The organism is Oscillospiraceae bacterium MB24-C1 (assembly GCA_030913685.1).
Lineage (GTDB): Bacteria > Bacillota > Clostridia > Oscillospirales > Ruminococcaceae > Yanshouia.
On the sequence record CP133187.1, the window covers coordinates 2,529,877 to 2,546,713 of the forward strand.

General features: G+C 50.0%; 23 protein-coding genes. 17 read left to right on the forward strand and 6 right to left on the reverse strand.

The genetic code is table 11. From position 1 onward, the window contains the following. The first annotated feature begins 12 nt into the window (after nucleotides 1-12). Nucleotides 13-366 carry a hypothetical protein gene (locus RBH76_12115; protein ID WMJ83467.1) on the forward strand — a complete coding sequence of 118 codons (354 nt, stop codon included), beginning with the start codon at nucleotides 13-15 and terminating at the stop codon, nucleotides 364-366. Nucleotides 367-405: 39 nt separating this feature from the next. Here the strand turns inward: RBH76_12115 and RBH76_12120 are convergent, their stop codons facing one another. Both RBH76_12120 and RBH76_12125 read right to left on the reverse strand, forming a co-directional pair. Further along, entirely contained in the window at nucleotides 406-672 is a 267-nt protein-coding gene (locus tag RBH76_12120) for a hypothetical protein (protein ID WMJ83468.1), read from the reverse strand. Nucleotides 673-798: 126 nt separating this feature from the next. Next, on the reverse strand, nucleotides 799-1,059 hold the full coding sequence (locus tag RBH76_12125; protein WMJ83469.1) for a hypothetical protein: 261 nt from the start codon (nucleotides 1,057-1,059) through the stop codon (nucleotides 799-801). 89 nt (nucleotides 1,060-1,148) lie between these two features. Between RBH76_12125 and RBH76_12130 the strand changes: the two genes are divergently transcribed. From RBH76_12130 to RBH76_12155, 6 genes are all read left to right on the forward strand, one after another. After that, the gene (locus RBH76_12130; protein ID WMJ83470.1) at nucleotides 1,149-1,547 is read left to right on the forward strand and encodes a hypothetical protein; all 399 of its coding nucleotides are present in this window, start codon (nucleotides 1,149-1,151) and stop codon (nucleotides 1,545-1,547) included. A 17-nt stretch (nucleotides 1,548-1,564) separates the two neighbouring features. After that, on the forward strand, nucleotides 1,565-1,732 hold the full coding sequence (locus tag RBH76_12135; protein ID WMJ83471.1) for a hypothetical protein: 168 nt from the start codon (nucleotides 1,565-1,567) through the stop codon (nucleotides 1,730-1,732). Between the two features lie 250 nt (nucleotides 1,733-1,982). Next, nucleotides 1,983-2,690 carry a hypothetical protein gene (locus RBH76_12140; GenBank protein WMJ83472.1) on the forward strand — a complete coding sequence of 236 codons (708 nt, stop codon included), beginning with the start codon at nucleotides 1,983-1,985 and terminating at the stop codon, nucleotides 2,688-2,690. 76 nt (nucleotides 2,691-2,766) lie between these two features. Then, nucleotides 2,767-3,705 (forward strand): hypothetical protein, encoded by a 939-nt coding sequence (locus RBH76_12145; protein WMJ83473.1) that lies wholly within the window; start codon nucleotides 2,767-2,769, stop codon nucleotides 3,703-3,705. Between the two features lie 171 nt (nucleotides 3,706-3,876). Further along, nucleotides 3,877-4,089 carry a hypothetical protein gene (locus RBH76_12150; protein WMJ83474.1) on the forward strand — a complete coding sequence of 71 codons (213 nt, stop codon included), beginning with the start codon at nucleotides 3,877-3,879 and terminating at the stop codon, nucleotides 4,087-4,089. After that, entirely contained in the window at nucleotides 4,086-4,211 is a 126-nt protein-coding gene (locus RBH76_12155; protein WMJ83475.1) for a hypothetical protein, read from the forward strand. Before RBH76_12150 ends, RBH76_12155 begins: the two co-directional genes overlap by 4 nt. A gap of 51 nt (nucleotides 4,212-4,262) precedes the next feature. On the opposite strand, the gene RBH76_12160 is transcribed toward RBH76_12155, so the two are convergent. Beyond that, nucleotides 4,263-4,610, reverse strand: coding sequence for a zinc ribbon domain-containing protein (locus RBH76_12160; GenBank protein ID WMJ83476.1), 348 nt, complete (start codon nucleotides 4,608-4,610; stop codon nucleotides 4,263-4,265). Between the two features lie 64 nt (nucleotides 4,611-4,674). Here RBH76_12160 and RBH76_12165 point away from each other — a divergent pair, with 64 nt between their 5' ends. The 3 genes from RBH76_12165 to RBH76_12175 all read left to right on the forward strand — a co-directional run bounded on the left by RBH76_12165 (nucleotide 4,675) and on the right by RBH76_12175 (nucleotide 7,096). Then, nucleotides 4,675-5,733 carry a hypothetical protein gene (locus RBH76_12165; GenBank protein WMJ83477.1) on the forward strand — a complete coding sequence of 353 codons (1,059 nt, stop codon included), beginning with the start codon at nucleotides 4,675-4,677 and terminating at the stop codon, nucleotides 5,731-5,733. Nucleotides 5,734-5,760: 27 nt separating this feature from the next. Further along, nucleotides 5,761-6,114, forward strand: coding sequence for a DUF2577 family protein (locus tag RBH76_12170; protein WMJ83478.1), 354 nt, complete (start codon nucleotides 5,761-5,763; stop codon nucleotides 6,112-6,114). 292 nt (nucleotides 6,115-6,406) lie between these two features. Further along, on the forward strand, nucleotides 6,407-7,096 hold the full coding sequence (locus RBH76_12175) for a GH25 family lysozyme (protein ID WMJ83479.1): 690 nt from the start codon (nucleotides 6,407-6,409) through the stop codon (nucleotides 7,094-7,096). Nucleotides 7,097-7,810: 714 nt separating this feature from the next. Here RBH76_12175 and dhaS read toward each other — a convergent pair. Next, nucleotides 7,811-8,377 carry a dihydroxyacetone kinase transcriptional activator DhaS gene (gene dhaS, locus RBH76_12180; protein ID WMJ83480.1) on the reverse strand — a complete coding sequence of 189 codons (567 nt, stop codon included), beginning with the start codon at nucleotides 8,375-8,377 and terminating at the stop codon, nucleotides 7,811-7,813. 132 nt (nucleotides 8,378-8,509) lie between these two features. Between dhaS and RBH76_12185 the strand changes: the two genes are divergently transcribed. Continuing rightward, nucleotides 8,510-9,736, forward strand: a complete 1,227-nt coding sequence (locus RBH76_12185; protein WMJ83481.1) for a cation:proton antiporter — start codon at nucleotides 8,510-8,512, stop codon at nucleotides 9,734-9,736. Between the two features lie 244 nt (nucleotides 9,737-9,980). Here the strand turns inward: RBH76_12185 and RBH76_12190 are convergent, their stop codons facing one another. Further along, nucleotides 9,981-11,033, reverse strand: coding sequence for an NAD(P)-dependent alcohol dehydrogenase (locus RBH76_12190; protein ID WMJ83482.1), 1,053 nt, complete (start codon nucleotides 11,031-11,033; stop codon nucleotides 9,981-9,983). 388 nt (nucleotides 11,034-11,421) lie between these two features. Between RBH76_12190 and thyX the strand changes: the two genes are divergently transcribed. From thyX to RBH76_12215, 5 genes are read left to right on the forward strand one after another with little or no spacing between them, the layout of a single operon-like run. Continuing rightward, the gene (gene thyX, locus RBH76_12195) at nucleotides 11,422-12,189 is read left to right on the forward strand and encodes an FAD-dependent thymidylate synthase (protein WMJ83483.1); all 768 of its coding nucleotides are present in this window, start codon (nucleotides 11,422-11,424) and stop codon (nucleotides 12,187-12,189) included. Further along, the gene (locus RBH76_12200; GenBank protein ID WMJ83484.1) at nucleotides 12,189-12,869 is read left to right on the forward strand and encodes a thymidylate kinase; all 681 of its coding nucleotides are present in this window, start codon (nucleotides 12,189-12,191) and stop codon (nucleotides 12,867-12,869) included. Before thyX ends, RBH76_12200 begins: the two co-directional genes overlap by 1 nt. A 15-nt stretch (nucleotides 12,870-12,884) precedes the next feature. Then, nucleotides 12,885-13,775: a phosphatidylglycerol lysyltransferase domain-containing protein gene (locus tag RBH76_12205; GenBank protein ID WMJ83485.1), complete on the forward strand. Its 891-nt coding sequence runs from the start codon at nucleotides 12,885-12,887 to the stop codon at nucleotides 13,773-13,775. Further along, nucleotides 13,772-14,635, forward strand: a complete 864-nt coding sequence (locus RBH76_12210; protein WMJ83486.1) for a GNAT family N-acetyltransferase — start codon at nucleotides 13,772-13,774, stop codon at nucleotides 14,633-14,635. The genes RBH76_12205 and RBH76_12210 overlap by 4 nt, the downstream gene beginning before the upstream one ends. A gap of 11 nt (nucleotides 14,636-14,646) precedes the next feature. Next, nucleotides 14,647-15,261: a 5-formyltetrahydrofolate cyclo-ligase gene (locus RBH76_12215; protein WMJ83487.1), complete on the forward strand. Its 615-nt coding sequence runs from the start codon at nucleotides 14,647-14,649 to the stop codon at nucleotides 15,259-15,261. Between the two features lie 111 nt (nucleotides 15,262-15,372). Here the strand turns inward: RBH76_12215 and RBH76_12220 are convergent, their stop codons facing one another. Beyond that, nucleotides 15,373-15,534 (reverse strand): hypothetical protein, encoded by a 162-nt coding sequence (locus tag RBH76_12220; GenBank protein ID WMJ83488.1) that lies wholly within the window; start codon nucleotides 15,532-15,534, stop codon nucleotides 15,373-15,375. Nucleotides 15,535-15,620: 86 nt separating this feature from the next. Here RBH76_12220 and mltG point away from each other — a divergent pair, with 86 nt between their 5' ends. After that, the gene (gene mltG / locus RBH76_12225; protein WMJ83489.1) at nucleotides 15,621-16,751 is read left to right on the forward strand and encodes an endolytic transglycosylase MltG; all 1,131 of its coding nucleotides are present in this window, start codon (nucleotides 15,621-15,623) and stop codon (nucleotides 16,749-16,751) included. Nucleotides 16,752-16,837: the final 86 nt, after the last annotated feature.

Below are 16,837 nucleotides of genomic sequence, written 5' to 3' on the forward strand. Positions count from 1 at the left end.
AATATGGAGAACATGCCCAGCAGAACGCCTTCGCTGCCAGCTAGAGAGCCTATTACCGAGCGGTCTATTATGGACCCTATTGCCTCAGGCAACATGGATGACATGTTTAATAACAGACAGGCAAGTAGCTTGGACAAAGGACAGATGACAGCAGCGGATGCCATGCGGGAAGACAGGGGGGACAGCAAGCTGATCGCCCAGCTTAGCGAGCTGACCGACGTAATGCGCAGAGTAGCCGACAAACCCGCTGATCGCAACGTGAAAAGCGAGATTGTCATCAATACGCTTAAAACCCACGCGACGCTCTCGGAGTTTAAGGAAATGTTTATCGAAACGTTGATGCGTGATCTAGAAACAGTGGAGTAAAGCAAAACCGCAGGAATTCACCCTACGGTTTATCTTTATTTATCTGCGGCCTTGACCATTGTCTTCGTAGAAGATGGTGTAAGCTAAATAATAGGGACTACCCGTTGAGGTGATTATGCTTCGTACATTTTCAAAACCAATCTCAGCTATAAAATTTTCTATGGGAGCTAACTCTTTTTCGTGTTTTTCTAATTCTTTCTTGTATTTTGCTATACCTTTTTCGCTTTGATCTTCTCTTGAATTTTGATCAATATAAGCCATATCAAATTTTCCTGGGTCAATCTTAAATATTTTCATTCGTATCATACCAAAAACCTCCGCTATGTTTTTTATCATTCTAGCACCAAAGGAAAAGGTTGGCAATAAACGCGGGGGAGCAACATTAAAAAGGGGGAGCGGCAATGTCGTTCCCCCTTGGTGCGCCGAGATCAATTAACCCGGTAGGTTATCCTCGTAGAAAATGGTGTAGGTCATAATGCCCTCGCCACCGGGCGCGACAGCGATTTTGCGAATGTTCTCAAAGCCCACCACGGCGATGAATGCCTCGACAGGTGCCATTTCTTTTTTGCGCTGCTCGAGCTTTTGAGCATAGCGTTCCTTGCCCCTTGGCATGTTGCCGCTTTTTAAAAGCTCGTCGTAGTTTGTCAGATCAAATACCTTGAGGTTTAAGAGAAAAAGCTGCATTCTAACCATGTCAAAATCCCTCCACGATAAAATTTTACCACATATTAGAAAATTCTTCAAATATTTTGAAAAAATCCAACTTAAAAGGAGTAAAAATTATGAAAAATCTCGAAGGATTCTTAAACCCCAAGAAGAAACCAAACCTGCGCTTTATCCTCTCGGAGGATTTTGTCGGCGAGGATGGTGCGCCCCTCGTGTGGGAGATGCGCACCCTTTCGGCACGCGAGCTTTGCGAGGTGCGCGGCTACTACGAGGGTCGCGGGCAGGAGGAAACAACCCTCGCTCTGCTGGCTAAAAGCATGGTCACCCCGAATTTGAGCGACGCTGAGCTGCTGCGCGGCCTTTCGCAGAAGGAGGGGAGAACCATCCTCGACCCGTGCGAGGCGATAAAATCGCTGCTGGATGCGGCGCAGCTAGGGGTGCTGTTGGCCTGCTACTTTAAGCATCAGCAGGTCAATAACTTTAATGAGCTGGTAGATGAAGCAAAAAACTCCTAAGGCGGGGCGGCGACGATATGAGCTATCGCGCCTACCTCGCCTTTTCAAGACACGGCATTCTCCCGCATGAATTTATGGCGCTCCCCTGCGAGGAACAAGCCTTTTTGCTCGCCTGCGACCTCACCGAACAGGACGAACGGCGCGAAGATGCCGAACGAACCCGCAGACGGATGCGGCGGCGCTGAGTTTTTGCTTTGCGGTCGCAGAAAGTCCAGCGGATGTTGAAAACCGAACCATTCGACAAAATGTTGCCTAAACATTCGCCGAAATGCGAGGATTTTCGCAAAAAGCGGACAGGCTGTGGCACTATAACAAGTTGAAAACTGATGCGTTCGACGCCGCTCGACACCCCGCGCGGCGGTAAAAACACGCAAAACAGTTTTAAGCGACCTAATACGTCAAAAAAGCGATTCCACAACAAAAGGAGGTCAAAAAATGGCTTACGAAATATACTTAGGCGGTTGCGCGCTCTACGGCGTCAGCTCGGTGGAAGAATCGGTCGCGCGCAACGTCACCGAGCACGATGCCATCGGTTCCGGCGTTTTTACCATGCCGAAAAATGCGGGGCTTAAAAGTTGGAATATCAAGCTGGAGCTGACACAGCAAAATCTCGGGCAAGAGGGCTGGCGCAAGGCCTCCGTGGTGCTCGAAGACCTGCGCGACATGCTCAACGATAAAAACGGTCAGCGGCTGGTCATCGTGTCCGACCAGCAAAAGCTTTCAAAACTGGCGTTGCTGCGGGATATTAAATATGAAACCAGCTATCAGGGCATCTATTCGGTAAGCCTTTCGCTGGTGGAGTATGTCAAGGCGCGGGTGAAATCATCTGGCGTGCCAAGCGTCACCCGCCCCGGTACACGCCCTAAAGCACCGGACAAATTTAAGGCTTTGAGCGCATATGATGAGCTGGCGGGTAAAAAGACTTTTGAAGTGCCAGATTCCAGTATAGAGTATCCTGTTCTCGAACCAAGCGGCACAAAGCCTGAAAATCTTGCTGGACTTAAGGATGACGCTATTGTTAGGGTTATCAAAGGGGATTCCAATAGCGCGTTCATCACCGAGCAGCAGAAGGAAGAGGCCGCCATAACCGGTGTCATGGTCAGTGCTTATGAAGATTTTGATAATAGTATGGGCTCGGAATAACAGCCCCCAAGGGAAATGCCCGGCTCGCATGTGCGGGTCGGGCTTTTTTCACATAACAAATTAAGGAGGAATAAACATGCTTTTAGTCAATAATCTTGACGTTTCTCAGGTGGTATATAGCGCAAGCTGGGTTGAAGAGCTAAACGGTGGACCTTCCACGCTGGATTTTTCACTCCCTGCTGCGCAGACGGCGAAGTTTTCTGTCGGTGATAAGGTCATCTTCACCTACGAAGGTACCAAGCTGTTCTATGGATTCCTGTTCAAGGTGGACAGAGGGTCGGACCAGGCCAGCTGCACCGCCTATGATCAGCTGCGCTATCTCAAGGCCGAAGCGCCGCTGATGCGCCAAAACGAGACGCTCTCCGATTTTGTCGCGCGGGTGCTTGCACAGGCGGGGGACAGAATTCGCATCGGTGAAGTGGCCAACACCGGTGTGAAGCTGTCGCAAAAGCTGTTCGAGAGCGGCAGCTATCTCAATATGCTCTATAATTCTATCGACGAAACTCGGAATTTAAATGGCTGCCGCTATATGCTGCGAGACGAGTTCGGAGCGGTGGCGCTGCGCGATTTATATGATCTGCGCACCGGAATTGTTGTGGGAGACGGCAGCCTTGCCACCGATTATCGCTATGGCCTCGCCATTGGGGATAACGCCTGCAACTACGTCAAGGTGGCTAAAAGCAGTAGCGAAGAAGGGCTTAAAAGCGCTATCATTGCGCAGAATGCCGACCTGATCGCCAAGTGGGGCAAGCTGGTGGCGTTTAAGACGGTGTCAAATGGCAACGCTGCGCAGATGAAAAGCCTTGCACAAAGCATTTTGGACGAGCGCGGCAAGGAAAGCGAGACTCTCTCGGTCGATTGCATCGGTGACCTGCGGCTGAGGGCGGGGTGCGAGGTGCGTTTGGATATCGCACAGGCGGGCTTAGATTTTCGCGTGCTGATTACCCGCGCCAATCACAGCTTTTCGGGCGCGGAACACACTATGAAGCTGACGATTCAGCGCAGCGAGTGGTAACAGTCTATTCCCAAACAGATTAAAGTTTTTGATCGAACTTTTTCAAAAGTTTGCAGGGCGCGGGACAGCGTCCCGTCGTGTCCATACCCATAAAAAAGCGCAGGAGGGGAGGAGAAACGGTCTGGGAGACCGTTTTACCGTGGGGAATCCCCGCTAGGGGTTCCCCAATTTGTGGATGACGCGGGTAACCCACTGGAATGGGAGCTGCGCCAATTGACCGCCACCGAGGGCGCGGAGCTGGCAAGGGAAAACGCGAGCAACATCCGGATGCTGACCACCATGGTAGCACATGCTTTGGTAAAACCGAACTTGCGCAACGCTGAGTTTCTCTATGCGCTCTCTCAGCAGCGCGGTAGAACGTTTTTGACCCCGCCGAGGCGTTGACCGCCCTCGTCACCGACAGTGAGCTGGCACGGCTGATTCTGCTCTATGAGCTGCACAATACTGTGGAGACGCAGGCGGCAAAGCCGGAGGAGACCCAGCCCGAGGAAGTTGCGGCGCAGTAGAAAAAATGAAAAACCGCCCGTGGTTGTGCGGGCGGTGGGGGACGATGTAAATTATTTAAGCTTTGTTGCGCAATGGGGGCAATAGTCAAACGTATAAGCTACGTCGTTGTTGCAACTGGGGCATTTGAGCGGTTCATCAACGCTGGGGTCCATTTTGTGGGCACAGTTGGGACAAAACGAAAAGGTATTGGAAATGTGGTGGCCGCATTTTGGGCAGGCGTAGATGTTCTCGTCTTCGTAGAAAATGACGTAACCTGACATGCCGTTTGGAACAGGGATGCCAACTACGTGTTTGATATTTTCACTCTTTATCTCGTTTAGGTAAGGAAGAACGAGATCGTTAATCTTTTGTATGGAATGCCAACCGGTAAGGAATGAAATTTCTTGGCACAAAATCACTTAAATCACCTCAAATTTATTATGGTATAGAAAATTTAAAAAAACAACGGAAAGGAAGAAAAATATGGAATATAATTTGAGCCAAACCTTTGAAGATAGCCGAAAGGCTGTCGATGACTATCTTAAATATATTTTATGTCAGAGTAGTGAACAACGGGAAAAGGCAGATTATTCATTGAATTCGCTCATGGATAGTGTCAATGCAGTGGGCACGGTGGCGGCTATGGCAGCCAAGGAATCTATGGTGTCGCATAACAGCACCTTTCAAATGCTACATGCGATAAACGAAGCGCAAGGAGCATTGATGGATCTTGTCATTGATTTTCGGTTAAACGGTGGTACTGGCGGTGGAGGTATATCTGATGGAGTTTCTAAAGCATCTTCTTTGGTCACTCTTGTAAATTCTACTAATCCGCTGGTTAAGGCGGCAGCAGTTGTAACCGGACTGTTTGGCTCCAAATTAGATGGAAGTGAAGAGATGAAGCGAGCTGAACTTAATCAGTACAATTCATTGACCAACAAAGCAATAAGGGCTAAAGAGAATGCCGGAAAGCTTGTTGGCGAAATAAATTACAGTATCAACCCCATGCCAAATCCTGCCACCAACGGCCCGGCCCCTTTGATGAATGGGAATTTGTATAGTATTTTGCCATTTATAGGGAGTGACGCTGATGCTGCGGCATTGATAGAACCACTAAAAGAAGGATACCAAGCTGCCGCTGAGGCTAAAGCAGCACATACACCAATGGCAATTTTACGCAGAAAGGCAGAGGAAGCGGCGAAGATGATAGAGCGTGAAATTGACAATGCAGGGAAAGAGCTAAAAGGCGCTTATGAAGCACGCATGCAGATCCCCAACCCCTCCACAGGAGCTGATGAATCCACGCAAATCTACAACATGCAAACCCATATCGCCACCATGCAGCCACAATCAGTACAGGTCGTCGCGCAACCCGCATCAACCAGTGTTGCGCCTGAACAGAACATCAATCTAAATATCAACAACGAGTTTAAGGGTATTCCGCAAAGCAAGAGCGAGCTTAATAATATCGGCGAATATCTTGCCCAACAGATATGTGACAAACTAAACTCCGGCGCGATGCTACTCTCTAACAACTGGTAACCCAACAAACGAAAGGAAGGCCTTAAAATGGACCTGTTTACAGCAATTCGCGACGTTGTGCACGAGATATTGCGAGTCGAACCGCTAACGCGGGTACAGTACGGCACCTACACCGGCACGGTTATGCGCATCGACGCGCTGCCGCTCGACATCCCAATGGATATGATCGAGATTCCCCCGTCGCTTCAAACGATTGAGGCGACGATAAGCTGCGAGCTGACCGAAGGTCAGGGGGTCGAAATTACCGGCACCGGCACCGTGCGCAAAATCAAGCTGACCGACGTACCGGTGACGATTACGCGCGGCCTAAAGCCGGGCGATAAGGTCACACTGCTGCGGCACTGCGGCGGGCAACGGTTTTCCGTGCTCGATAAAATCTGAGGGTGGCAAAAATCCGGCGCGCGGCGGCTTGTTTTAACAAGCAGATCATTTACATAAGGCGGAGGGACTCGACTCCGTCAGCGGGCGCGGACTCTTCGCCTTTTTGCGTCAATTTGAATGTACTTAGGGTTGATAAACTTTCCGCCGGGTGGGATAAGCCGCCGCTTTGGCTCATAAGCTTTAAAGACAAGCGCGTTCAAATGCGCCTCAAACGCAAAATTCAGGATAACATTTTAAGCGCCGCACGCTGTTCATCCACGGCTGCGGTGGCTTGCAAGAAAGGAAGAAAGTGATGAACAAACAGGTTATAGACATTTCGGAACACAACATACGGCATGGGGCAATTGACTGGCAGCGGGTGCGGGCTTCTGGCGTGGAGGGGGTCATGCTGCGCGTGGGCTGGGCGGGCTATTACGGCGACGTGGTGAAGGATGATTATATCGACGACAGCATTGAGGCGGCGAGCGCGGCGGGGCTTTCGGTCGGGCTTTACGTCTATGCGTACACCAAGAATCCTTCAGCGGCGCACCGCGCAGCGGGTCAGGTGGTGGAGATCGCCGAGCAGCACCCCGGTAAAATCAATATGCCAATTGCCTTTTGTGTGTGGGAAACCGATCTCCCCTGCCTTGTCAGTCAGGGCAAGGAGGGTCTGACCGACAGCGTCATCGCCTTTTTGTTTGAAATAGAGCGGCTGGGTTATTGCGGCATGTTTTATACCTACACCGCCTTTGCGCAGACTTATCTGAACCTCACCCGGCTTTGCTCGCGCGATGTCTGGATTTCTGACTACCGCTGTGATGAAGCGGTTCTGCGGCGCCAGCTCGGCCGCCGCGATTACGGCATGTGGCAATATATCGGCGAGCGGGGCGAGTGCGACGGCGTGCCCGGTGGGTGCCGCCGCAGCAACTGCTATATCGACTACCCGCTATACATAGCCAAGCGTAAGCTGGGCGGGCAGGGGTGTCCGGCGGTTCAAGGCTGACATATTTGAGCTTATCATCATCATAAATCATCAACAGTTAAGCGGGGGCGGGGTGCCCCCGCTTTTATGATGAGGCGTATCAGGTCTGGGGGATTGTTTTAACTCGGTGCTGTGTGGGGGAAGTGTTTCTCACGTTCACCCACTTGCACACGTTTAATAAACAAATTCAGAAGCTTAGTAGCTAGAACATTCAGCTACATGGTCTGCTTGGCTTTTTCTAAAACCGCTTGCAATTTTTGACATATTGGCGATAAAGCCTCACAAAAAGGCATGTTTGTCCGAGTTTTGTGCAACACCTCTCTATTGTGAAATGACAGTTCGTAAGTTTTCTGATATGCTTTGATTAATTTGTTGTGCGGATGATTGTGCGGTATTCGATGTAATTTTACACCTTATTATATACAGCGCTCTTGGCTGGTGCTAAGAACGCAATTACTGCAAAATAGGGGGAAGGAAAGCAGGAATGGAAGAGTAGCTAAATGCCTTGAAAATATGGCGGCATCGATGCAACATTACCCAAGGGTGCCAAGCATATGGACATACGACATGCGCGGGCACCCTATTTGCTGAAAAAGAGACCATTGGTGACGAAGAATTCATAAAAGCATTGGAACAAAGAATTGAAATGTGTCAACAAAAATGGGTGGTATGGGCCAAAATTTGGACCATGCCACCCAATTCGGTTAAAGATAAAATAAAAAAGCATTATTCCGGTCAGGGTTCCTGATTGATTTGGAGAATCCCCTTGAAAATGTCGCCTGCCAACAATTTTTCCAATGTGGCGATTGTGGGCTTGGGGTCTTGGGTCATGCCGCCTTTTGCCCAATCAAGGACAGCGCCTGTCAGACCGTGGGCATAAAAACGAGAAATCTGACGAATCTGCTGCGAGGAAAGCACCTGATCGCCGTTGGCGCCCCGCAAAATATTCTCGGTGAGATTCTTGTAAAAATCCATCAAACACTCTGAAAAGCTGTTTTGTCCTTGAAACTCAAGAACATTCAGATAAAATTTTCGATTTTCCTGCATATAACCGCATAGAGAAAGCAGACCATCGCTCCAATGTTCAATCTCAACAACATCGCCGATAATCGGCGTAATCTCGGTATAAAAGATCCAGCTGATGACGTCATATTTATCTTTAAAATGATAGTAAAACGTATTTCGGCTGATTTTACACTGTTTAGCGATGTTGCTTACCGAAACCTCAGCAAAGGGTGTTGCTTCAAGAAGCTGTTTTAATCCCTTCGCAATCATAAGCTTGGTAAATCTGGCATTTGACAATGACGTGGCCCCTTTCTTTTGCAATTGAGCATGTTCTTAAATCCGTATATTAACATAGATTTTAGATTCTGGTCAAACTGCAAAAGCTGCTTGACTTAACAGAACATATTAAATCTAAAGGAATTTTTAACTATGTTGCAAAATATTTTTCGCTTACTTATTGTAATTTTGCTGGCGGTTTGCGCAGGAAAGCTGGCCTCAAAAGTGCATATGCCGGCAGTGCTGGGGTTTTTAATGGCAGGTATGCTACTTGGCCCCCATGCTTTTAATCTTTTAACACAGGAAATATTAGATGCTCCTGTATATCACAGTTTGATGTCGATTTTGGAGTGTGGTATGGGTCTTATGTTGGGAACAGAAGCGGTATGGAAGAAAATGCGTGTCTATGGCTCACAAATTCTCATCATCACCCTTGTCCAATCCTTGTCAACCTTTGTATTGGTCAGCGCCGCTTTTGCCGCTATTTTTTATTATATGGGCATTCCGGTTTTTCTGGGGCTGATTTTTGGCGGCATTGCATTGGCAACAGCGCCCGCCCCTGCCTTGTCTATTGTGACGGAATATAAAACCGAAGGCCCCGTTACCAGAACTTTGATCCCTATGGCTGTTTTGGATGATATTATAGCGATCACGGTTTTCCTTACCGTCATGAGCATTGTGGTAAAAAAGACCGCCAGTGCTACCGTGCCAAGCTATATCATTTTATTTGTAGTGCTGTTCCCATTAATAATTGGCTTGCTGGTTGGTGTGCCTGTAGCGCTAATTTTAAAGCGCTGCCGGTCTAACAAAGTAAATGCTTTCGTTGTTTTCTTCGGCGCGCTGCTTGCCGCTATTTTTACGATGTGGAGCAATAAAAACCTGATGCCGTTCCCTATCCTAAACTTTATGCTCAGTGGCATGGCCTATTCCGCTTGCTTTGCCAACATTATTTCTACGGAAAAATTGGATGCCGTTATGAAATATTGCAATCCGTTGATTGGCGCTTGCTTTACCCTCATTATTTTAAACCTAGGGGTTCCGCTTGATTGTCATTTAATTTTGGGCGCGGGTACTTTTACTGCTGTCTATATCATCATGCGGGCGGCAGGCAAAATTGGCGGTGCGGCACTGGGGGGTTATCTTTCAAACGCGCCGACCACAGTCAAAAAATATCTTGGTTTAACCTTAATGCCACATTCCGGTGTCTCGTTGGTTTTGACCGGTATTGCAATTTCTTCGCTAACTGGCGTTTACAGCCAATATCGTGATATTGTTCTTGGAACCATTGCGGCAGCTGCTGTCATCAACGAAATTATAGCGGTGTTTGCGGCAAAGCAGGGCTTTAAAATGGCTGGTGAAATGGGAAAGGCGAACGGATAGCGCATAATTTGAAAAAAGATTCTGCAATGGCGCCAAGCATGGTTAAAACTATTAAGGAATTTTGGAGCGCAATGAAAGTTGTATATATGCGCTATTAAATTCCTATAGTTCAAAGGCCGCAAAACCGCACAGGACGAATGTCTGTGCGGTTTTGCTAACTGCGTATTCTGTATGCTTTTTCAAATTGTTCGTTAGGGAGATTGTCTTTCTCGGAGCCGCTTCTCTAAAAATTTAAGAAAGTGCCTTAGTCGATTATTACGACGGGTTTAATTAAATCCCTCGGCTTTTCGTCCATCAGCTTGAAGGCTTCTTCGATCTTATCAAAGCCTTTAAGGCGGTGGGAGATCAGCTTAGTGGTGTCGATGCGGCCATACTTGACCAATTCCAGCATCTTCTGAATTCGGAGTGCACCGCCGGGGCAGAAACCGCCGCGGATGGTCTTGTTTGCCATGCCCAATCCCCACGAATAAGCGGGCATCGAGAGCACATCCTTAATATCAAAGAAATTGACGTTCGAGATATATCCGCCAGCCTTGGTCATATCGACAGCCTGACGCAGCGTGTCCTGCGTTCCGCCCGCGATAATCACCGAATCCGCACCGCCGCCGGTCATTTCCAACACCTGTTGGACGATGTCGCCCTCTTTATAGCTGACGATGTCGGTCGCACCGTACTCTTTGGCGACCGCAACGCAGTTGGGGCGGGTGCCGATGGCGATGATGCGCCCTGCGCCGTGAAGCTTTGCGCCCGCAACCGCCATCAGGCCGACAGGGCCGATGCCGATGACAACGACGGTATCGCCAAATCGTACATTGGCGTTCTCAACACCGTGCAGGCCGGTGGACATCATATCGACAGTCATGACAGCTGCCTCGGGTGAGACACCTTCGGGCAAAAGCACCAGGTTGGCGTCTGCTTGGTTGACGTGGAAATATTCCGCAAAGGTGCCATCCTTTGAACCTAGGAACTTAAAGCTTTGCATAAGCCCTTCATCATGGGCGTTGTATTCGCCCTGAACGCCGGGGGCCAGCCAGTTCGGGGTGGTGCAGGGGACGACAACGGTGTCTCCCGGCTTAAACTTGGTGACCAGACTACCGGTTTCGGTAACGACGCCGACCGCCTCGTGCCCAAGAATCAGATTTTCGTGTTCGCCTGAGCCGCCGTGCAGAACATGCACGTCCGACGAGCATGGCGCCAACGCAATGGGGCGGACAATTGCATCCAGCGGACCGCAGGCGGGGCAATCCTTCTCAACCCACCCTGCTTTGTTTAAGCCTAACATGGCAAAACCCTTCATATTTTAAAAACCTCCTAATTGACTTATTAATTTTGCTATTATTTGAATTATAAGGTAGTGTATAAGATATAGCAATTAACAAATTGATAACTATTTTTGTTTTAAATTTAAACACCTATGGCGATTGGGGATAAAATGGTAAAATCCAGATAAAATCGGCTGTTTCAGTATTTTTTTATTGTCGGTTTGCGGTTTGTTTTTGGCAAAAAAAGTGGTTTGAATGTGCCTGATAAAACCCGTCAGTTATTGACATCAAAGTGTTTTGAGGGTACTATATAAAGGAATTTACAGTACTATCGATGGCGTTTTCTCCCCGCCGCGCTTTTGTTTTGGCAGGGATTCTTTTGTATGCCTGGGTTTACAGGCAAAATCTAAGGAGGGCTTGTTGTTGCCAAAAGTTACGCTTTTATGTCACACCCCTGAGCCGGAACGGGTGGTGGCTGCCGCCGCCAAGCTATGTTATTCGGCGCAGTCGGTAGAGGGGTTGCTTGATGGTCTCACCCCTGAAAAGACCGAGGGTTTTTTAAAAATGCTGGTGGACTTGGGACACGAAAGCCCAGTTGAGCACGCCAGCTTTACTTTTGCTATTGAGGGGGTGTCGCGTTCGCTTTTAGCGCAGATCACCCGGCACCGTATCGCTTCTTACAGTGTGCAAAGCCAGCGCTATGTGCGGCTTTCGCCGTTTGAATACGTCACGCCGCCCGAGGTGGCTGCCGACCCTCAGGCGCTTCTCGCCTATCGCCAGGCAATGGATGCCGCCACCGAAAGCTATGAGAAAATTACGGCAATTTTAAAGGAAAAGCATCTTAAAACGTTATTGGCGCAAGGTGTGCCAGAGAAGCAAGCTGCAACAAAAGCCGAAAAACAAGCGATTGAGGATGCCCGCTTTGTGTTGCCGAACGCCTGTGAAACCCGCATGGTTGTCACGATGAACACTCGCAGCCTGTATAACTTTTTCCGCCATCGCTGCTGCACCCGCGCCCAGTGGGAAATTCGCGAGGTGGCTGACCAGATGCTGATGCTGGTTAAAGAGGTGGCGCCGGTGATGTTTGGCCTTTCGGGGCCGCCCTGTGTGGCGGGCAACTGCCCCGAAGGCAAGATGAGCTGTGGAAGAATGAAAGAAATGCGGGAACGCTATAAAGGGGCGCAGGCATAATGAATGGCAGACTGATTGTTTTTGAAGGTCTTGATGGCAGCGGAAAGGCCACTCAGGCGGCGAAAGCAGTGCAGCGGCTTGAGGAAAACGGACAGGCGGTTCGCGCCATCTCGTTCCCCGATTATAACAGCGAATCTTCGGCGCTGGTTAAAATGTACCTGCGCGGCGAGGTCGGCGCACTCGATGATGTTAATGTTTACGCCGCCTCAGGTTTTTATTCGCTTGACCGCTATATCAGTTATCAGCGCGAATGGAAAAATGATTATCAGGCGGGTAAGACCGTCATTGCCGACCGCTATACCACCTCAAACCTTTGCCATCAGATGGCAAAGCTGCCACGCGATGAGTGGGTGGCCTATATCAGTTGGTTGGAATACTATGAATATGTGCAGCTCGCGTTGCCAAAACCAGATCTGGTGTTATATCTTGACATGCACCCGGCAGCCTCTCAGCGTCTGATGGCGCAGCGCTACAACGGCGACGAGGCAAAAAAAGATCTGCACGAGCGCAACCGGGCATATTTGGAGTCCTGCCGCGAGGCGGCACTGTTCGCCGCAGATACGCTGGGCTGGGTTATTTTACCTTGCTCCGACGCGGCACACAACCCTTATCCCGTCGACGTCATCGCCGACGCCGCTTTTGCGGAAATTTCCCGCCTGAGTGCGGTAGCAAAACAGTAGAACTTCGGAGGCCTTATGCTAGAATTTAAAGAAATCACCATGGCCGACAAGGACTGGACCACGCAAGTGATGCGCTATTCCGGTCTGCGCGGCAGCGAATATACCTTTGCTAACTTGTTTAACTGGGCCGTTACTTATACGGTTCGCATTGCACGTTTTGAAGATTTTATGATCGCCCGCAGCGGCGCGGTACGTATGCATTACCTTTATCCCGCCGGGCGGGGCGATTTTGCCGGAGCGCTCAAAGCTATGGAAGCCGACGCCGAATCGATGGGCATTCCGTTTGAAATGTATGGCATCCCCACCGAGGGCGTCGAAAAAATTGAGCAGATTTATCCCGGGCGGTTCAAGTTTACCGCGGTGCGCGATAACTTTGACTATATTTACAGCCGTGAGAGTCTGGCGACTCTTGCTGGAAAAAAGCTACACGGAAAGCGCAATCACATCAACCGCTTCGTGGCGGCGAATCCCGACTGGCGCTATGAGCCGCTGACCGAGAAGAACATCGACGACGCCAAGGCGATGAATGTTGAATGGTGCAAGCAGAACGGCTGTTTTGAAAAACACAGCAGCCTGCATCGCGAGGCTTGCGCCGTGCGTAGTGCCTTTAACCACTATTTTGAGCAGGGGCTCATCGGCGGTGTGCTGTATGTGGGCAATAAGGTGGTGGCCTTTACCTTTGGCAGTCCCGTCACTGACGACACCTTTGTGGTACATGTCGAAAAGGCGTTTTCAGATATTCAGGGTGCCTACCCGATGATAAACCAGCAGTTTGTCAAAAATACGCTGGATCAGTACGAATTTGTTAACCGCGAGGACGATCTCGGGGAAGAAGGCCTACGAAAAGCGAAGGAATCTTACCGCCCCGTGATGATGTATGAGCGCTATGCCGCTGCTGAGAAATGATGGAAGAACAAAAATTCACCTTCACACAGGCGACCGCCGCAATGGCGGCGCCATTAAAACAGCTTTGGCGAATCGTCTTTGGCGATGCGCCGGACTATATCAGTCTGTTTTTTGATCACCGCTTTGTACCAGAGAATACAATGGTGGCGCTTTTTCAGGGTGCGCCGGTCGCAATGCTGTATTTATTGCCGATTACGATACGGGAAAAAGAAACAGATTATGATGCTCGGTATATTTACGCTGTGGGAACGCACCCCGATTTCCGTTCGCAGGGGTTGAGCGGTGGGCTGCTTAAAGCCACCCATGCCCGGCTTGCGGCAGAAGGGGTTGCGCTCTCGTTGCTTGTCCCCGCCGAACCGTCGCTTTTCGCTTATTACGGCATGCGCGGCTTTAGCACCGAGTTTTTCCGCCAAACAGCGATCTATTCAGCGACAAAAAGTGGCAGTCAGGTACCGCTTAAAACAGCCGAGTTGCCCGAACTGCTGGCGCTGCGCGACAGTTTTTTTGGCCAAAGCGGTCTTTACGCCCGCTGGAACACAGAGGCACTTGCCTATCAGCAAAAAGAAGCCGCGCTACTCGGGGGTGAAACAGTGGTGTTTGATGCACCCGAGGCGGGCTACGCGCTTTGCTATCCCGCGGGGAACGCTGTCATCATCAAGGAATGGGCGGCTAAGGCGATTTATCCCGAGGTTTTAAATGCAATTGCCGCGCGGTTTGACTGCGAAAGAATTATTCTTCGCCTGCCTGCTGATTTTATTGTTGGCGGCGCACCTGAACCTTTTGCCATGACCAGATGGTATCTTTCAGAAAGGGATGCACCACAGGGAAAGGCCCCGTACCTTTCGCTGGTGCTGGATTGATAGAAAGATTAATGGAAAAACCAGCCAACATTAAAGAATATAAAAACGCGTTACGTAACCGTTTTAAAGAGCGCCGCCATTTGATGACCCAAAACCGCAAGGCGCTGGCTGACCATCGCATCGCGGTGCGGCTTCGGTCGTTGTTGTGTTACCGGCGCGCCAAGACGGTGCTTGTCTATGTTTCGATGCCCATTGAGGTCGATACCCGCGAGATTATCTCAAAGGCGCTGTCAGACGGCAAGCGCGTGGCGGTGCCGCGCTGCGTGCCGGGTACGCGCGAGATGGAGTTTTATCTCATTGAAAGCCTGGACGAGCTTTCGCCCGGCACCTTTGGGGTTTTGGAGCCGGTGCCCAACCCCGGACGTTTGTTGCGAGATTTCTCGCACAGCATCTGTGTGGTGCCGGCGCTCGCCTGTGACCGCAATGGCTACCGCCTAGGTTATGGCGGCGGATACTACGATCGTTTTTTGCGCGATTATCCCGGCGAAAAGGTGTTGATACTATATAAGTGCTGCCTTGTGGCACACCTTTGGCATGGCCGATTCGACGTACCGGTTGACCGCATTGTCACCGAATATTTTACCGCCGGCACCGCCGTGCGCAACCAGGGGGGTAAGCCGCGCTAAAAGCGGCTTATTAAAACCTTAATCCATTTAGAATTTTTTACACATAAGAACAGAAAGCCCCAGAAGGGCTTTCTGTCTGGCGTTCCGCCTAAGTAAGAAAATCAGTTGCGTTTAGCAGCATCCGCAGTTGTTACCGCATCCGCAGTTATTTCCGCACATGTTGCCGCATCCATTTCCACAACTGGTGCCGCCTAGCCCACCGCATCCGCAGCAGCAGAACAGCAGAATGATGATGATGATGATCCAAAGGCAACCGCAATTATTACCCCACACTTGACTTTCACCTCACATTGATGATTTATTACATACTATGCCTTTGATGTGGTGGTGGTTACAATGTACGAAGGGAGAAACCCGCAATGAGAAAAAATTTATCCGAAGAGCGCCCCCAGCCTGAGGGCAGGCGGCGGCGGCGCCGATCCAACGGAATGGCGCTGTTGGTTTCGGTGTTGCTGGTACTTGGTGCTGCCGGGTTTTTAGCCTTCTTCGCCATATCAAGCGCGACCGATCTCCTCGCCTTTGGCAAAGAGGATCGGCAGATTGAGGTGACGATTGAAAACGGCATGTCGGTCAACCAAATTGCCCAGCTGTTAGGCGAAAAGGGCGTGGTCGAGCAGCCACTGACCTTTAGGCTTTATGCCGCGCTGCGTAAAAAAGATAACGATTTTCAGGCGGGCAGCTATGTTTTTAACTCCAATATGAGCTACGACCGCATTATCACGGCGCTGCGCTCGGGTGACATCATCAAAGAGGAGGTCACCATCACCTTTTATGAGGGTATGACACTGCGCGAAATTGCTGCATCACTTGAAGAGAACAAAGTTTGTTCGGCTGAGGATTTTATCAGTTACACCCAAACGAGCGAGCTACCCTATGAGTTTGTCGATATGATGCCCGAAAATGACCTGCGTTTTTACCGGCTTGAGGGCTATCTTTTCCCCGACACCTACGATTTCTACGTCGGCGAGAACGTGCAATCGGTGGCTAAAAAATTCCTGAAAAACTTCCAAAACCGCATCATGCCAGAACTTTACTCTAAGATACAGGATGCGGGCATGACGCTTGACGAGGTGATCACACTCGCCTCGGTCATCCAGAAGGAAGCGGGCAACCCTGACGAGATGAGCATGGTTTCCTCGGTGTTTCACAACCGCATAGATGACGTCGGGGCGGGGCTGCCAATGTTGCAGTCTGACGTGACGATTTTCTATGTTGAAAACGACATCAAGCCTTATCAGAGCCGCGCCACGCAGGAAGTTTACGACGCCTATAACACCTATGTGTGCAAGGGTTTGCCGGTCGGCCCCATCTGTTCGCCCGGTCTAGACGCCATCAAGGCGGCGATAAACCCCGAGGAATCACAAAATTATTTCTTTGTCACCGATATCAACGGCAAATATTATTACAGCAAAACACTCGATGAGCATTATGCCAACGTCCGCCGGGCGGCGGCCGCGGGCGGTGCCGAACACGGCACCGACGTGCAGTAAAGCTTTAAAAATAAACGGCGGGCCGGGCGCGCGTTTGTGCATCGCCTGTGCCCGCTTGTTTTTGCAATTTCCTCATCAGAGCATAA

Excerpts from the sequence above, each read along its gene's own strand:
- RBH76_12215 (WMJ83487.1), top strand. The coding sequence starts at position 14,647 with ATGGAAAAACCAGCCAACATTAAAGAATATAAAAACGCGTTACGTAAC.
- RBH76_12145 (WMJ83473.1), top strand. The coding sequence starts at position 2,767 with ATGCTTTTAGTCAATAATCTTGACGTTTCTCAGGTGGTATATAGCGCA.
- RBH76_12205 (WMJ83485.1), top strand. The coding sequence starts at position 12,885 with ATGCTAGAATTTAAAGAAATCACCATGGCCGACAAGGACTGGACCACG.
- RBH76_12190 (WMJ83482.1), bottom strand. The coding sequence starts at position 11,033 with ATGAAGGGTTTTGCCATGTTAGGCTTAAACAAAGCAGGGTGGGTTGAG.
- RBH76_12210 (WMJ83486.1), top strand. The coding sequence starts at position 13,772 with ATGATGGAAGAACAAAAATTCACCTTCACACAGGCGACCGCCGCAATG.
- mltG (WMJ83489.1), top strand. The coding sequence starts at position 15,621 with ATGAGAAAAAATTTATCCGAAGAGCGCCCCCAGCCTGAGGGCAGGCGG.
- RBH76_12175 (WMJ83479.1), top strand. The coding sequence starts at position 6,407 with ATGAACAAACAGGTTATAGACATTTCGGAACACAACATACGGCATGGG.
- RBH76_12120 (WMJ83468.1), bottom strand. The coding sequence starts at position 672 with ATGATACGAATGAAAATATTTAAGATTGACCCAGGAAAATTTGATATG.
- RBH76_12130 (WMJ83470.1), top strand. The coding sequence starts at position 1,149 with ATGAAAAATCTCGAAGGATTCTTAAACCCCAAGAAGAAACCAAACCTG.
- RBH76_12170 (WMJ83478.1), top strand. The coding sequence starts at position 5,761 with ATGGACCTGTTTACAGCAATTCGCGACGTTGTGCACGAGATATTGCGA.
- RBH76_12125 (WMJ83469.1), bottom strand. The coding sequence starts at position 1,059 with ATGGTTAGAATGCAGCTTTTTCTCTTAAACCTCAAGGTATTTGATCTG.
- RBH76_12185 (WMJ83481.1), top strand. The coding sequence starts at position 8,510 with ATGTTGCAAAATATTTTTCGCTTACTTATTGTAATTTTGCTGGCGGTT.
- RBH76_12200 (WMJ83484.1), top strand. The coding sequence starts at position 12,189 with ATGAATGGCAGACTGATTGTTTTTGAAGGTCTTGATGGCAGCGGAAAG.
- RBH76_12140 (WMJ83472.1), top strand. The coding sequence starts at position 1,983 with ATGGCTTACGAAATATACTTAGGCGGTTGCGCGCTCTACGGCGTCAGC.
- RBH76_12115 (WMJ83467.1), top strand. The coding sequence starts at position 13 with ATGCCCAGCAGAACGCCTTCGCTGCCAGCTAGAGAGCCTATTACCGAG.
- RBH76_12165 (WMJ83477.1), top strand. The coding sequence starts at position 4,675 with ATGGAATATAATTTGAGCCAAACCTTTGAAGATAGCCGAAAGGCTGTC.
- RBH76_12135 (WMJ83471.1), top strand. The coding sequence starts at position 1,565 with ATGAGCTATCGCGCCTACCTCGCCTTTTCAAGACACGGCATTCTCCCG.